At 68.9% G+C, this 14,105-nt stretch carries 11 protein-coding genes; 5 read left to right on the top strand and 6 right to left on the bottom strand.

Features of this window, described 5'->3' with window-relative positions:
* The first annotated feature begins 574 nt into the window (after positions 1 to 574).
* Positions 575 to 2,089: an acetyl-CoA hydrolase/transferase family protein gene (locus tag HW466_RS03885; protein WP_059450595.1), complete on the top strand. Its 1,515-nt coding sequence runs from the start codon at positions 575 to 577 to the stop codon at positions 2,087 to 2,089.
* Positions 2,090 to 2,126: 37 nt separating this feature from the next.
* Here the strand turns inward: HW466_RS03885 and HW466_RS03880 are convergent, their stop codons facing one another.
* On the bottom strand, positions 2,127 to 3,659 hold the full coding sequence (locus HW466_RS03880; protein ID WP_151005459.1) for a DHA2 family efflux MFS transporter permease subunit: 1,533 nt from the start codon (positions 3,657 to 3,659) through the stop codon (positions 2,127 to 2,129).
* A 132-nt stretch (positions 3,660 to 3,791) separates the two neighbouring features.
* On the opposite strand from HW466_RS03880, the gene HW466_RS03875 reads away from it, so the two are divergent.
* Together HW466_RS03875 and HW466_RS03870 are read left to right on the top strand one after the other, a co-directional pair.
* Positions 3,792 to 4,232, top strand: coding sequence for a MarR family winged helix-turn-helix transcriptional regulator (locus HW466_RS03875; RefSeq protein WP_059507245.1), 441 nt, complete (start codon positions 3,792 to 3,794; stop codon positions 4,230 to 4,232).
* Positions 4,233 to 4,506: 274 nt separating this feature from the next.
* A complete protein-coding gene (locus HW466_RS03870; protein WP_059507246.1) occupies positions 4,507 to 4,932 on the top strand; it encodes a helix-turn-helix domain-containing protein in 426 nt (141 codons plus the stop codon).
* Positions 4,933 to 5,017: 85 nt separating this feature from the next.
* On the opposite strand, the gene HW466_RS03865 is transcribed toward HW466_RS03870, so the two are convergent.
* Both HW466_RS03865 and HW466_RS03860 read right to left on the bottom strand, forming a co-directional pair.
* Positions 5,018 to 5,896 carry a helix-hairpin-helix domain-containing protein gene (locus tag HW466_RS03865; protein ID WP_151005461.1) on the bottom strand — a complete coding sequence of 293 codons (879 nt, stop codon included), beginning with the start codon at positions 5,894 to 5,896 and terminating at the stop codon, positions 5,018 to 5,020.
* 201 nt (positions 5,897 to 6,097) lie between these two features.
* On the bottom strand, positions 6,098 to 7,660 hold the full coding sequence (locus HW466_RS03860) for a sigma-70 family RNA polymerase sigma factor (protein WP_174905624.1): 1,563 nt from the start codon (positions 7,658 to 7,660) through the stop codon (positions 6,098 to 6,100).
* Between the two features lie 309 nt (positions 7,661 to 7,969).
* On the opposite strand from HW466_RS03860, the gene HW466_RS03855 reads away from it, so the two are divergent.
* Positions 7,970 to 8,383 (top strand): hypothetical protein, encoded by a 414-nt coding sequence (locus tag HW466_RS03855; protein ID WP_151006953.1) that lies wholly within the window; start codon positions 7,970 to 7,972, stop codon positions 8,381 to 8,383.
* Between the two features lie 33 nt (positions 8,384 to 8,416).
* Positions 8,417 to 9,211: an SH3 domain-containing protein gene (locus HW466_RS03850; protein WP_176316068.1), complete on the top strand. Its 795-nt coding sequence runs from the start codon at positions 8,417 to 8,419 to the stop codon at positions 9,209 to 9,211.
* Between the two features lie 116 nt (positions 9,212 to 9,327).
* Here the strand turns inward: HW466_RS03850 and ilvD are convergent, their stop codons facing one another.
* The 3 genes from ilvD to HW466_RS03835 form a co-directional block, all read right to left on the bottom strand.
* Entirely contained in the window at positions 9,328 to 11,187 is a 1,860-nt protein-coding gene (gene ilvD / locus HW466_RS03845; RefSeq protein WP_059507251.1) for a dihydroxy-acid dehydratase, read from the bottom strand.
* Between the two features lie 259 nt (positions 11,188 to 11,446).
* Entirely contained in the window at positions 11,447 to 12,469 is a 1,023-nt protein-coding gene (locus HW466_RS03840; protein WP_059847395.1) for an Ldh family oxidoreductase, read from the bottom strand.
* The gene (locus HW466_RS03835; protein WP_174905416.1) at positions 12,462 to 14,054 is read right to left on the bottom strand and encodes an aldehyde dehydrogenase (NADP(+)); all 1,593 of its coding nucleotides are present in this window, start codon (positions 14,052 to 14,054) and stop codon (positions 12,462 to 12,464) included. Before HW466_RS03835 ends, HW466_RS03840 begins: the two co-directional genes overlap by 8 nt.
* Between the last annotated feature and the right edge of the window lie 51 nt (positions 14,055 to 14,105).

Raw genomic sequence — 14,105 nt, 5'->3', positions numbered from 1 at the left:
TACCGCGCATTCCGGGCATCGGCCCGTTGCGAACCGGGGGCACGAAACGGCGTTCGCGCAGGCAGGCCTTACCTGTTCCAGTGTGGTTCGCATCGCGCGGCTGTCAAGGGTGGACGGGCCCTGTACACGGGCCTTGCGGCGATTCGCGCGTGTCGATGCGTTGACGTGTATCAGGCTCGCAAATGCCGCGTCGGGCGACAATCGGCCGCGCTGATCGCCGAGCGGCCATCGAATGCGGATTCTTCGCGTTCATGCGGTGAATCCGGGGCGGTGTCGGCCGATTCACGTTCCGTCGTTTGTAATTTTCGCGCGGAAAACCGGCAGCCGGCTTTCCCGTACCTTTCGGATGCATGCACGTGCAGCTGCCACGGCTGTCACAGAACGGTCGTTCGATACCCGACGCATTCAGCAAGTATCTTTTGCATCCAGCGGACATTTCGCGGCGATGGCCTCTGCGATACTCCGACCGTGCCCGTGGTGCCGGGCCGCCCCTCGCGGCCCCAAGGGCTTCGCGTCGCTCAGGAGACACCCCCCGCGACGTCAACGACAGACCACAAGCGTCAGATATACAGCCATGTCTTCTTCACGCATCCTCGCTCCCGCCCTGCGTTCGCTCGTCCGCACCGCCGACGAAGCCGCCGCGCTGATTCGTCCCGGCATGACCGTCGCCATGAGCGGCTTCACCGGCTCGGGCTACCCGAAGGCCGTGCCCGCCGCGCTCGCCGCCCATATCGAGGCGGCCCACGCGCGCGGCGAGGACTTCCGGATCAACGTGCTGACGGGCGCATCGACGGCGCCGGAACTCGACGGCGCGCTCGCCCGCACCGACGGCATCTCGATGCGCCTGCCGTACCAGTCCGACCCGACGCTGCGCGACAAGATCAACGCCGGCGAAGTCGACTACCAGGACGTCCACCTGAGCCACGTCGCGCAATACGCATGGTTCGGGCTGTACGGCGACCTGGACGTCGCGATCGTCGAAGTCGCGGGCATCCGCGAGGACGGGCGGCTGATTCCGTCCGCGTCGATCGGCAACAACAAGACGTGGCTCGAGCAGGCGAAGCACGTGATCCTCGAAGTCAATGCGCGCCAGCCGCTCGGTCTCGACGGGATGCACGACGTCTATTACGGCACCGCGCTGCCGCCGCACCGCAAGCCGATTCCGCTGACGAAAAGCGACGACCGCATCGGCGAACCGTACCTGCGCTGCCCGGCGGAGAAGATCGTCGCGATCGTCGAAACCGACGCGCCGGACCGCAGCAACGCGTTCTCCGCGCCGGACGCGACGTCGAAGCAGATCGCGCTGCAACTGATCGACTTCCTGCGCCACGAAGTGAAGCGCGGCCGCCTGCCGGAGAACCTGCTGCCGCTGCAATCGGGCGTCGGCAACATAACGAACGCGGTACTCGCGGAGCTGAGCTCGGCCGGCTTCTCGAACCTGACCGCGTACACCGAAGTGATCCAGGACGGCATGCTCGACCTGCTCGACGACGGCACGTTGAGCTTCGCGTCGGCCACCGCGCTGTCGCTGAGCCCGGCCGCCGTGCAGCGCTTCGCCGACGAGATCGCGACGTTCCGCGAAAAGATCCTGCTGCGTCCGCAGGAGATCAGCAACCATCCGGAACTCGTGCGCCGCCTCGGCTGCATTGCGATGAACGGGATGATCGAAGCCGACATCTACGGCAACGTGAATTCGACGCACGTGATGGGCACGAAGATCCAGAACGGGATCGGCGGCTCGGGCGACTTCGCGCGCAACGGCTACCTGTCGTGCTTCATGTCGGCCAGCACCGCGAAGGGCGGGGCGATCTCGCGGATCGTGCCGATGGCGAGCCACGTCGACCATACCGAGCACGACGTCGCGGTGGTCGTCACCGAGCAGGGGCTCGCCGACCTGCGCGGCCTGTCGCCGAAGCAGCGTGCGCGCAAGATCATCGCGACCTGCGCGCATCCCGACTACCGGCCGATGCTCGAGGACTACTTCGAGCGCGCGTCGCGCGAGAGCTTCGGCAAGCACACGCCGCACCTGCTCGCCGAAGCGCTGTCGTGGCACGAACGCTACGTGCGCACCGGGACGATGAAGGCCTGACGTTGCGGCCCGCGGCGGGCCCGTGCGCGTCGCATCGTCAATCCATCGCCGCATGCGCGACGTTCACGCTCGCCGTTTTCTGCGGCGGGCGGATCAGCAGCAACAGCGGGATCATCAGCAGCGTCGCGACGAACATCAGCTTGAAGTCGTTCAGGTAGGCGATCATCGCGGCCTGCTGGTTGATCGTGCGATCGAGCAGCGCGATGTCGGCGTGACTGCCGGCCATCGCCTGCACGGCCGGGTTGAACGGCGTGATGTGGGTCGCGAGGTCGGCATGCGCGACTTGCGTGTTGCGCGTCATCAGCGTCTGCACGATCGAGATGCCGATACTGCTGCCGATGTTGCGCATCAGGCTGTAGGTGGCCGTGCCGTCCGCGCGCAGCTCGGGCTGCAGCGTCGAGAACGACAGCGCGCTCAGCGGCACGAACACGAGCCCCAGCCCGAAGCCCTGGATCACGCCGGGCCACACGATGTCCGCCTCGGACAGCACGATCGTGTACTGCATCATCTGCCACAGCGCGAGCGCGGAAATCGTCAGTCCGGCGAACAGCAAAGCCCGCGCATCCACGTATTTCAACAAGCGCCCGACGAACAGCATCGCGATCATGGTCCCGGCGCCACTTGGCGCCGTGACGAGGCCCGTCGTCGCGACCGGATAGCCCATCAGGTTCTGCAACATCGGCGGCAACAGCGCGCGCGTCGCGTACAGCACCGCGCCGACGACGAAGATGAACAGCGTGCCGGTCGCGAAGTTCGGGTCGCGCAGCAGTTCCGACTTGAAGAACGACGCCTTGCCGACGGTCGCGGTATGCACGAGGAAGAATGCGAAGCTCAGTGCGGCGACGAGCGCCTCGATGCGGATTTCGTACGAGCCGAACCAGTCGAGCTGTTCGCCGCGATCGAGCATCGCCTGGAATGCGCCGATCGCGAGCGCGAGCGTCGCGAAGCCGAACGCGTCGAATTTCACGTGCGGGCGTGGCGCGCGGGCGGGCAGGAAGGTCAGCACGCCGGCCAGCGCGAACGCGCCGATCGGCACGTTGATGAAGAACACCCAGCGCCAGTTGTAGCTGTCGGTCAGCCAGCCGCCGAGCGTCGGGCCGAGGATCGGCCCGACCATCACGCCCATTCCCCAGATCGCCATCGCCTGGCCCTGTTTCTCGCGCGGATTGATGTCGAGCAGGATCGACTGCGACAGCGGCACCAGCGCGGCGCCGAACACGCCTTGCAGCAAGCGCGCGCCGACGATCTGCACGAGCGACTCGGACAGCCCGCACAGCGCGGACGCGATCGTGAAGCCCGCGATCGAGAGGGTCAGCAGCCGCTTCATGCTGAGGCGGTCGGAGAGCCAGCCGGTCAGCGGCGTCGCGATTGCGGCGGCGACGATGTAGGAGGTGAGCACCCAGGTAATTTCGTCCTGCGACGCGGACAGCGTGCCCTGCATGTGCGGCAGCGCGACGTTCGCGATCGTGCTGTCGAGGGTCTGGATCAGCGTCGCGAGCATGATCGACAAGGTCAGCATCGGCCGGTTGAGGGCGGGCGGCGTGGCGGGGGCGTCGGCGGCGGGGTTCAAGCGTGTCTCCGTGGGGCGGTCGCCGTGGACGGCGATCCGGTATGGCTCGAATTATAAGCACGCTTATTATATTCGTGCTCATCGCCTGGCGGATGGCGAGGGCGATTCGCGGCCTGCCCCTATAATCGCCGCATGGACGAGACTTACGAGAACCGGATCGGCTACCTGATTTCCGACGTGGCCCGCCTGCAAGGACGCCTGTTCGACCGGCGCGCGAAGCGCATCGGATTGACGCGCGCGCAAAGCCGCGTGCTCGCGTACCTGACATGGAAGGGCGAGATGAACCAGGCGCGGCTCGCGGAATGGCTCGAGATCACGCCGATCTCGCTGACGCGGCTGCTCGACCGGATGGAAGCCTGCGGGTGGATCGAACGCAGCGCGAACGACGACGACCGCCGTGCGTTCGTGATCCGGCTGACCGACAAGTCGCGCGACATCTTTCCGCAGATGCTGGAGGTGGGCGACACCGTCACCGACGACGGGTTGCGCGGCTTCACGCGCGACGAGCGCGACACGCTCGTACGCCTGCTCGGCCGCGTGCGCCGCAACCTGATCGACAGCGGCGGCGAATGAACGCGGCGGGCGATGCATCGACGATGCGGCCCGGCAAGCCGGAACGCCGCCGGATGAAGTCTCGCTCCGAATACCCGATGCCTGACGTTGCCGTGCCGTGTCGTTCCCGCCGTGGTCAGCATAATGCGCGGCGCGAAATCGGATGAGCTCGGCGCGGTCGCGGCGACACGGCCTGCCGGGCCGCGAATCGCCTTCGGTCGTTCATGGCGGCCCAGGCTTGTGTCGAAGGAGTCGAGCGACTATCTTGCAACTTCAAGTTCACTTGAGATCGAGCATGAGCCGTCTGGATATCGCCGAAGTCGCGCGCCGCTCGGGATTGCCCGCGTCGACGCTGCGCTATTACGAGGAAAAGGGATTGATCGTGCCGAACGGCCGTCACGGGCTGCGGCGCCAGTACGACGAGTCGGTGCTGGAGCGCCTTGCGCTGATCGCGCTCGGCCGCGAGGCCGGTTTTTCGCTGGACGACATCCTCGCGATGTTCGACGCGGACGGCCGGCCCGCGATCGATCGCGCGAAGCTGGACGACAAGGCCGACGAGCTCGACCGAACGATCCGCCGTCTCGGCGCGGTGCGCGACGCGTTGCGGCACACGGCCGTTTGCCCGGCGCCGAACCATCTCGAGTGTCCGTCGTTCCGCAAGCTGCTGCGCATCGCGGCGCATCGCCATCCGGCGCGTCGCATGAAGACGGAAGGCGCGTAAAGGGTCAGGTCGCGCGGTTTGTCGAAGCACGGCCGCTTGGGCGCGCCGCGCGGCGGCCGTGCAATGGCCGCGGCGTCCGCACGTGTCATCCCGCGTAATACACGCGGCATTCCATCTCGCGTCCCCGCACGATGCGCTTGCCGACGAGCGCGCCGAGCGTTTCGGTGACGACGGTCCGCTGATACTCGCATTGCAACGCATCGTAGAAGTAGAGCGCGACCCAGTCCGCGGTGCGACCGGACTCCTGCGGGCGTGCCGGATACGGGCATAGCGCGGTGAAATGCCAGCCGCCTTTCGTCATGTGCATCACCGGCGGCTGAATGCTCACGTCCGCGTTCAGCCGACGTGGCACGAGCGTGGGCAGGATCCCGGCGGCGGCCTTGTTGCGGTACAGGCGATCGATGTAGAGCAGCAGTTCGACCGGCGGCTCGGTGCCGAGGCCGGCGTCGCGCGCGTGGCCTTGCCAGCGCCGGCGCCGGCTCAGCACGTCGTCGAGCGCCGCGCGGATGCCGGCCGCGCGCCGCGGGCCGACGCCGGGGATCGCTTCGAGCTGGCCGCTGCGGGCCGCGCGTTCGAGATCCTCGAGCGTATCGATGTGCAACTGGTCGTGAATTCGCAGGGCAAGCGCGTGGCCGATGCCCGGCACGGCTTCGAATGCCGACACGCGCTCCGCGTCGCCGCGCAGCCGGTCGAGCAGGCGCCAGCGTCCGGTCACCAGCAGTTCGGCGATCGCCTGCGCGACGCCCGTGCCGACCTCCGGCAGTGCGCCGAGCGCATCGACACCGCCCGCATCGAACCGCATGCGAATACCGTCCGCGAGTGATTCGATCGTATCGGCCGATGCGCGGTAGGCGGCAACCCGATAAGGATTCGCGCCCTGATCGGCAAGCAACTGCGCGGCCTCGCGCAGGCAGGCCGCGATCTGCCGGTTTTCCTCGTGTGTTTGGCTGATGGTCGTTTGCATGTGGGGCGCCCGGTGATGTGCAAACGGATGGACACCGCGCGCAGCGCGCCGGTCCACTTGTTATTTCAGCACATTGTCATGACGAGCGACGAGGAAAACTTGATGTGCGTCAATGGCAAACGTTGCACGTGCCGCACCGGGGCCGCGCGTGCGTGCCTCTGCTGCGGCACGCACGCACGCACGCGCGCGCGATGTGACGCGTTACGCGTCGAGGAACGAGTGTGCGCCCTCGGCCTCCGCGGCCATGCGCAGCGTGGCGAGCGCGCGCTTCTCGATCTGCCGCACGCGTTCGCGCGACATCCCCGCGTCCTGCGCGATCGCGTCGTAGGTGTCGGGCTCGGCGCCGCCAAGACCGAACCGCCGGCGCAGCACGTCGGCCTCGGTCGGCGTGACCGAGCGCAACAGCGACGTCACGCATTCGCGCATGCGCGTGTCCGCCAGCCGCTCGAACGGGCTTGCCGAAGCCTGGTCCTCGAGCAGGTCGACGAGACCGGTATCCGCGTCGGGCAGCGGCGTGTCGAGCGACAGCGGCTCGGCAGGCAGCGCGAGCACCGCGCGCAGCTTGTCCTCGGCGAGCCCGGTCTCGGCCGCGAGTTCGGCCGGCGTCGCACGGCGGCCCGTGCGCTGGCGAAAGCGCAGCGCATGGCGCTGCACGCGCTGGTACTGGTCGCCGACGTGCACGGGCACGCGGATCGTGCGCGAGCGGTCGGCCACCGCGCGCGCGACCGCCTGCCGGATCCACCAGGTCGCGTAGGTCGAGAACTTGAAACCGCGCCGGTATTCGAACTTCTCGATCGCACGCATCAGCCCGAGGCAGCCGTCCTGCACCAGATCGGGCAGGTCGACGCCGCGGTTCATGTACTTGCGCGCGATCGACAGCACGAGGCGCAGGTTTGCCTCGAGCATCGCCCGCGTGCCGTCGCGCACCTTTTGCTGGCCGTCGCTCAGCGCGGCGCCGAGCGCGCGCCGCGCGACGGCGTCGAAGCACGCGGCGTCGGTGCCGGCGGCGGCGGTCGTCCCGCCTTCCGCCGGAGCGGCGGCGAGCGCGCGCAGGACGCGGCTCGCTTCGTCGACGGCCGGCGCTACCCACGCGAGCGTGCCGAGCAGCGCGGTCAGACGATTACGCGCATCGCGGTACTCGGCCGAGCGGCAACCTTGCATGTGCAATGCGTCGCGCACCGCCGCCACCGCGTCCTGCAGCGCGTCGTAGCGCGCAGGTGCGGGCGCATCGGCTCCGCCATCGTCGACGTCGTCGCCTTCGTTGGCGGTCGCACCGCTTGCGCGCGTTGCGGCATGGTGCGAGAGCAGCGTCTCGACCGCTGACGGACAGCCGGCGAGCGCGTGAAGGACCTGATGGCGGCCCGTTTCGATCTCGCGTGCAAGGACGATTTCGTCTTCGCGCTTGAGCAGCGGCACCGCGTGGATGCGCCGCATGTACAGCGCGAGCGGATCGGTCGATGCACTGGCGCCACGGGCAAGATCGCCGAGCAGCGCGCGGCCTTCGTCGAGCGCGTCGCGATCGACGTCGACCGGTGCGGTGCCCGCGAACGGCGCCGGCGCGGCGGGCTCGTCGAGCACGGCGATGCCGATGTCCGCGAGCGCTGCGCGCACGACGTCCAGCGCGTCGGGGCTGTCGCTTTCCGGCGGCAGCGCGTCGACGAGGTCGGCGTGCGTCAGATAACCCTGTTCGCCGGCAAGCGCCAGCAGCTGGATGATCGGATCGAGGGGCGTGTCCGCCCGAAGCGTGGGGCGTGGCGTAGTCATGTCGATGGCGGCGCGAGCCGCGTTCCTGTCTGTGCGGGCCGAAGTCCGCGGATTGCAGGCCGCCGGGGGCCGCGAACACCCGTCCGCGCCGGCCAGCCTGACTCGATAGTCAACTTGAGGGCATTTGCGCCAACTTCAACGTCGGCGCGGCTGACGCGCGAGCACGCGGCATGCCCGTATGATCGCGCCCCGCTTTTGGTGTGGCGAAACAAAAAGTAACCGATCAAACCCGCAGAAATATGCGGCGGACGTAAGCTAGAGTCAGGCGCGCGCCACGCGGCGACGCGCCGATTTACCGCGGAGCCCCGAATGAACCCGATTCCCGCCGCGCGGCCCGTCGTCATGGCGCTGACCATGCTCATGCTGAGCGGCTGTTATTACATCGGCCCGTACGGCTATGCGCCGTATTACGCACCCGTGCCCGCGACGGTGTCGCAGCGCGAGTTTCCGGTCGCGCCGGCATCCGCCGGATCGAGCGCGCCGTCGACGCCCACGGTGCCGCCACCGGCAGACGATTACGCTTACGTACCGGCTCCGGTATATGTCGCGCCGGCCTACGTGCCTTACCCGGCCTACTATCCCGCGTACTACCCGGGCTGGTACGGGCCGCCCGTCGCGATCGGCCTCGGTTTCTGGGGGCATTGGGGCGGCGGCTACTGGCACCGTCCGTGGGGCGGCGGCCACTGGGGAGGCGGGCATTGGGGCGGGGGCCACCGACACTGACCGACGCGCGGCGACCCCGCGCGGGAGAGCACCATGAGCAACACGATCATCCGAAGTTTGTGCGCCGTCCTGTTCGGCATCGTGGCCGCGCCGGGCATCGCCGACGCGCAAAGCAGCGCCTACACGAACTCGGCGGCCGAGATCTTTGCGGGGCCGGCACCCGATTATCCGGTCGTTGCGCAGATTCCACCGGGCACCGCGCTGGACGTGTTCGGCTGCCTGAGCGACTACTCGTGGTGCGACGTCGCGCTGCCGGGTGTGCGCGGCTGGATCGACGCGGAGCAGCTCGATTATCCGTACCAGGGCAATTACGTGCCGTTGCTCGAGTACGGCGCGATCATCGGTGTGCCGGTGACCGGCTTCGCGATTGGCGCGTACTGGGACCGCTATTACCGCCATCGGCCGTGGTTTCACGATCGCGACCGCTGGGAGCATCGCGCCGAGCCGCGCATCGGCCCCGGCGGGACGCAGCCCGGCTACGGGCATCTGCAGCCGGGCGGGCCGATTCAGCGCGCGCCGGGCGGTGAGCCAGCGGAGCGGCACGATGCACGGCCATCCGCCACGCGCGGTGGCTGGAGCGGCCCGAACCGTGCGCCGGCGCCACAGGCAGCGCCCGCGCCTGCGCCTGCGCCCGCGCCGAGGCCCGGCGGTGGCGCCGTGCATCAGCCGGCACCGCCGCAGGCGCCGGCACCCAGCGGTGGCGCGGCGCGCATGATGGCGCCGCCGACGTATCAGGGCGGCGGCGGCGCGCGGGCGCAAGGCGGCGGAAACCACGGCGGCGGCGGTGGTGGAGGCGGATGGGGCGGCACCGACGAGTTCCGTCATTGATCGATTGACGGCCCCCGGTGTCGGGGCTTCCGGCTGGCGCCGGACGAAAAAAACCGCTCCGAAGAGCGGCTTCCGTATCATGCGGGCGGGCCGTTAGCGCGGCCCGCCGCACCGCATCAGTCGTCGAGCAGCGACAGGTCGCGCACGGCGCCCTTGTCGGCCGACATCACCAGCTTCGCATAGGCCTTCAGCGCAGCGGACACCTTGCGCGGGCGCGGTTGCGCCGGCTTCCAGCCCTTCGCGTTCTGCTCTTCGCGGCGACGTGCGAGTTCCTCGTCCGACACGAGCACGTTGATCGTGCGGTTCGGGATGTCGATGCGGATCCGGTCGCCGTCGCGCACGAGGCCGATCGCACCGCCCGCAGCGGCTTCCGGCGAGCAGTGACCGATCGACAGGCCCGACGTGCCGCCCGAGAAGCGGCCGTCCGTCAGCAGCGCGCATGCCTTGCCGAGGCCCTTCGACTTGATGTAGCTGGTCGGGTACAGCATTTCCTGCATGCCGGGGCCGCCCTTCGGGCCTTCGTAGCGCACGATCACCACGTCGCCGGCCTTGACCTTGTCGTTCAGGATGTTCTCGACCGCTTCGTCCTGCGACTCCGTCACGTGGGCGGAGCCCTCGAACACGAGAATGCTTTCGTCGACACCGGCCGTCTTCACCACGCAGCCGTCGAGCGCGATGTTGCCGGTCAGCACGGCGAGGCCGCCTTCCTTCGAGAACGCATGCTCGTACGAGCGGATGCAGCCTTCGGCACGGTCGAGGTCGAGGCTCGGCCAGCGCGTGTCCTGGCTGAACGCGACCTGCGTCGGGATCCCGGCCGGGCCGGCCAGATAGAACGTGCGGACCGCTTCGTCTTCCGTACGAACGATGTCCCACTGGTCGAGCGCATCCTTCAGCGTCGGCGCGTGCACGGTCGGCACGTCGGTGTGCAGCTTGCCGGCGCGGTCCAGCTCGCCGAGGATCGCCATGATGCCGCCCGCGCGGTGCACGTCCTCGATGTGATACTTGTTCGTGTTGGGCGCGACCTTGCACAGCTGCGGCACGACGCGCGACAGGCGATCGATGTCCTTCATCGTGAAGTCGATGCCGGCTTCCTGCGCGATCGCGAGCAGGTGCAGGATCGTGTTGGTCGAACCGCCCATCGCGATGTCGAGCGTCATCGCGTTCTCGAACGCCTTGAAGCCGACCGAGCGCGGCAGCACGCGCATGTCGTCCTGCTCGTAGTGCTGGCGGGTCAGCTCGACGATGCGGCGGCCGGCGCGCTTGAACAACTGCTCGCGATCGGCGTGCGTCGCGACGACCGTGCCGTTGCCCGGCAGCGACAGGCCGAGCGCCTCGGTCAGGCAGTTCATCGAGTTCGCGGTGAACATGCCCGAGCACGAACCGCAGGTCGGGCAGGCCGAGCGTTCGACCTCGGCGACGTCGGCATCCGAATACGACTGGTCGGCCGCGATCACCATCGCGTCGACGAGGTCGAGCTTCTTCAGCTCGATGGCCTTGGTGACCGGGTTCGCGAGGCGCGTCTTGCCGGCTTCCATCGGGCCGCCCGACACGAAGATCACCGGAATGTTGAGGCGCATCGCGGCCATCAGCATCCCCGGCGTGATCTTGTCGCAGTTCGAGATGCACACCATCGCGTCCGCGCAGTGCGCGTTCACCATGTACTCGACCGAGTCGGCGATGATGTCGCGGCTCGGCAGCGAATAGAGCATGCCGTCATGACCCATCGCGATGCCGTCGTCGACGGCGATCGTGTTGAATTCCTTCGCGACGCCGCCGGCGGCTTCGATCTCGCGCGCGACGAGCTGGCCGAGATCCTTCAGGTGCACGTGCCCGGGCACGAACTGCGTGAACGAGTTGACGACCGCGATGATCGGTTTCGAGAAATCGTCGTCTTTCATGCCGGTGGCGCGCCACAGCGAGCGCGCACCTGCCATGTTGCGACCGGCGGTGGAAGTTTTGGAACGGTATGTGGGCATGGTGATGGCTGAAGAAATATCGCGGAAATGGGTGGAGGCACGGGAATGGAGGCCTCTCGCGCGCCCGTGCGAACAACCTCTTGAGCTGCGCCCTGGGCAAACTCGTCGATTATCCCACAGCCGCCGGGCATGCGGCCGCCGCGGGAGCGGGCGGTGCCGGTGGTGCGCGTGGACGCGGGCGCGGGACACGCCGGTCGAACCGGGCGGCGGCTTCTTCGCCCGTCCTGCCGGCGATGAAGCCGCGCGCCGCGATCGCGCGTCAGTCGAGCAGCGTCAGGATTTCGTCGTACAGTGCCTTCGGAATCCGCACGCCGTGCGCGATGCTGCGCGCTCGGGCGTCGAAGCGCCGCTGCGACGGCAGCCGCGCGCCTTGCCCGGTGATCGACGCGAACATCCGCTCGCCGCGCGCGAGGCCCGCGTCGAGATCGTCGCCGAGAAACACCTTCGGGTCGAACGCGATCACGAGTTCGCCATGGCACGGCGTCGCGCCGACGCCTTCGTCGAAGTCCATCGACTCCTGGCTCGTCATGTCGCCGATCAGCGCGCCGCCGAGCAGCTCGACCATCGCGGCGAGCGCCGAGCCCTTGTGGCCGCCGAACGTGCGCATTGCACCTTGCAGCGCGGCCTTCGGATCGGTGGTCGGCTGCCCGTCGGCGTCGATGGCCCAGTGCGGCGGGATCGCCTTGCCCTGTTTCGCGTGCAGCTCGATGTCGCCGCGTGCGATCGCACTCGTCGCGAAATCGAATACGAAGGGCACGCCGTCCGGGCGCGGCCACGCGAACGCGATCGGATTCGTGCCGAACACCGGCTCGCGGCCGCCTTCCGGCGCGACCCAGCTATGGCTCGGGTTCATCGCGATGCCGACCAGCCCTTCTGCGGCGATCGCCTCGACCTCCGGCCACAGCGCCGAGAAGTGGTAGCAATGGTTGATCGCCATTGCGGCGATCCCGTGCTGCTTCGCCATCTCGACGAGCACCGGCAGGCCGGTTTCGAAGCTCAGCAGCGAGAAGCCGCGATGAGCATCGACCGCGACGATCGACGACGACAACCGGCGCAGCGTCGGCACGGCCTGCGGGTCGACCTTGCCCTTCTTCAGCGAGCGCACGCACACGAGCAGCCGGTACACGCCGTGCGAGTGGCACTCGTCGCGCTGGCCCTGCGTGATCACGCGGGCGATCGCCTGCGCGTGCGCATCGGACATCCCGTGGTGCGTCAGCACCCGCAACGCGAGTGCGTGCACGTCATCGAGCGACAGGACGACTTCGGCAAGCGGCTCAGACATCGTGTGCCTCCCGCGGCGCCAGCACGCCGTCGATGCGCTGCGGCACGTTCAGCGGATTGCCGTTGCGGATCGCGTCGGGCAGCAGCGCGTCCGGCACGTCCTGATACGACACGGGGCGCAGGAAACGCTCGATCGCGCGTGCGCCGACCGACGTCGTGCGCGTGTCGGACGTGGCCGGGAACGGGCCGCCGTGCACCATCGCATGACCGACCTCGACGCCCGTGCCGAAGCCGTTGACGAGAATGCGGCCGGCCTTGCGCTCCAGCGTCGGGCGCAGCGCGGCGAACAGCGCGGCATCGTCGGCGGCGAGGTGCGCGGCGATCGTCAACTGGCCTTCGAGCGACTTCAGCACGCGGTGCAGCGTATCGGCATCCGGGCAACGCACGATGAGCGACGCGGGGCCGAACACTTCGTCACGCAGTTCCGGGTGGGCGATGAACGCGTCCGCCGACGTCGCGAACAGCGCAGCGCGCGCCTGGTAGCGGCCGCCTTCCACGCCTTGCGCCAGCAGCTCGACGGCGCCGTGCGCGCGCAGGGTGGCCACGCCTTGTGCGTAGCTCGCGTGGATGTGCGGCGTCAGCATCGTCTGCGCGGAGACCGCCTGCACGGCGGTGGCCGCCGCGGCTTCGAACGCGCGCAGCGCGGGGCCGTCGACGGCGAGCACGAGGCCCGGGTTGGTGCAGAACTGGCCGGCGCCCAACGCGAGCGATGCGACGAACTGCGGCGCGATCGCGTCGTGGCGCGCGTCGAGCGCGGCCGGGAACAGCAGCACCGGGTTGATCGAGCTCATTTCCGCATAGACGGGAATCGGCTCGTGGCGCGCGGCCGCGATGTTCATCAGCGCGACACCGCCGCTACGCGAGCCGGTGAAGCCGACGGCCTTGATGCGCGGATCGGCGACCAGCGCCTGGCCGATTTCGCGCGACGCGTCGAACAGCAGCGAGAACACGCCGGCCGGCAGCCCGCATTCGCGCACGGCCTGCTGGATCGCGCGGCCGACGAGCTCGGACGTGCCCGGATGCGCGGAGTGCGCCTTGACGATCACCGGGCAGCCGGCGGCGAGGGCCGACGCCGTATCGCCGCCCGCGACCGAGAACGCGAGCGGGAAGTTCGACGCGCCGAACACGGCGACCGGCCCGATCGCGACGTTGCGCAGGCGCAGATCGACGCGCGGCAGCGGCTTGCGGTCCGGGCGGGCCGGATCGATGCGCGCATCGACGTAAGCGCCGTCGCGCACGAGCGACGCGAACAGCGCGAGCTGGCCGACCGTGCGGCCGCGTTCGCCTTCGATGCGCGCGCGCGGCAGGCCCGTTTCGATGACGCAGCGCTCGATCAGCTCGTCGCCCAGCGCCATGATGTTGCGGCCGATCGCGTCGAGAAACGCGGCGCGTTGCTCGGGGCGCGTTTCGCGATATGTGTCGAAGGCTTCGTCGGCGAGCGCGCAGGCCGTCTCCAGGTCGTGCAGGCTCGCGCCGCCGAACGCGGGCTCGAGCGGTTCGCCGGTCTCGGCGGCGATCGCGTGAAGGGTGCCGTTCTGTCCGGCGACGGCCGACTGGCCGATCAGGAGCTGACCTGTGAGTTGCATGTTTCTTCCTCGGAAAATGCGGGGCCGGGCGTGGTGTGCCCGGCCGGGGTG

Origin of the sequence: Burkholderia territorii (genome assembly GCF_902833055.1) — a bacterium.
GTDB lineage: Bacteria > Pseudomonadota > Gammaproteobacteria > Burkholderiales > Burkholderiaceae > Burkholderia > Burkholderia territorii.
Note: the sequence above shows the minus strand (reverse complement) of the source record. Positions and strands in the feature narration are given on the sequence as shown.

Coding starts and splice junctions, on each gene's coding strand:
- HW466_RS03885 (WP_059450595.1), top strand. CDS start 575: ATGTCTTCTTCACGCATCCTCGCTCCCGCCCTGCGTTCGCTCGTCCGC.
- HW466_RS03875 (WP_059507245.1), top strand. CDS start 3,792: ATGGACGAGACTTACGAGAACCGGATCGGCTACCTGATTTCCGACGTG.
- HW466_RS03870 (WP_059507246.1), top strand. CDS start 4,507: ATGAGCCGTCTGGATATCGCCGAAGTCGCGCGCCGCTCGGGATTGCCC.
- HW466_RS03865 (WP_151005461.1), bottom strand. CDS start 5,896: ATGCAAACGACCATCAGCCAAACACACGAGGAAAACCGGCAGATCGCG.
- HW466_RS03860 (WP_174905624.1), bottom strand. CDS start 7,660: ATGACTACGCCACGCCCCACGCTTCGGGCGGACACGCCCCTCGATCCG.
- HW466_RS03855 (WP_151006953.1), top strand. CDS start 7,970: ATGAACCCGATTCCCGCCGCGCGGCCCGTCGTCATGGCGCTGACCATG.
- HW466_RS03850 (WP_176316068.1), top strand. CDS start 8,417: ATGAGCAACACGATCATCCGAAGTTTGTGCGCCGTCCTGTTCGGCATC.
- ilvD (WP_059507251.1), bottom strand. CDS start 11,187: ATGCCCACATACCGTTCCAAAACTTCCACCGCCGGTCGCAACATGGCA.
- HW466_RS03840 (WP_059847395.1), bottom strand. CDS start 12,469: ATGTCTGAGCCGCTTGCCGAAGTCGTCCTGTCGCTCGATGACGTGCAC.
- HW466_RS03835 (WP_174905416.1), bottom strand. CDS start 14,054: ATGCAACTCACAGGTCAGCTCCTGATCGGCCAGTCGGCCGTCGCCGGA.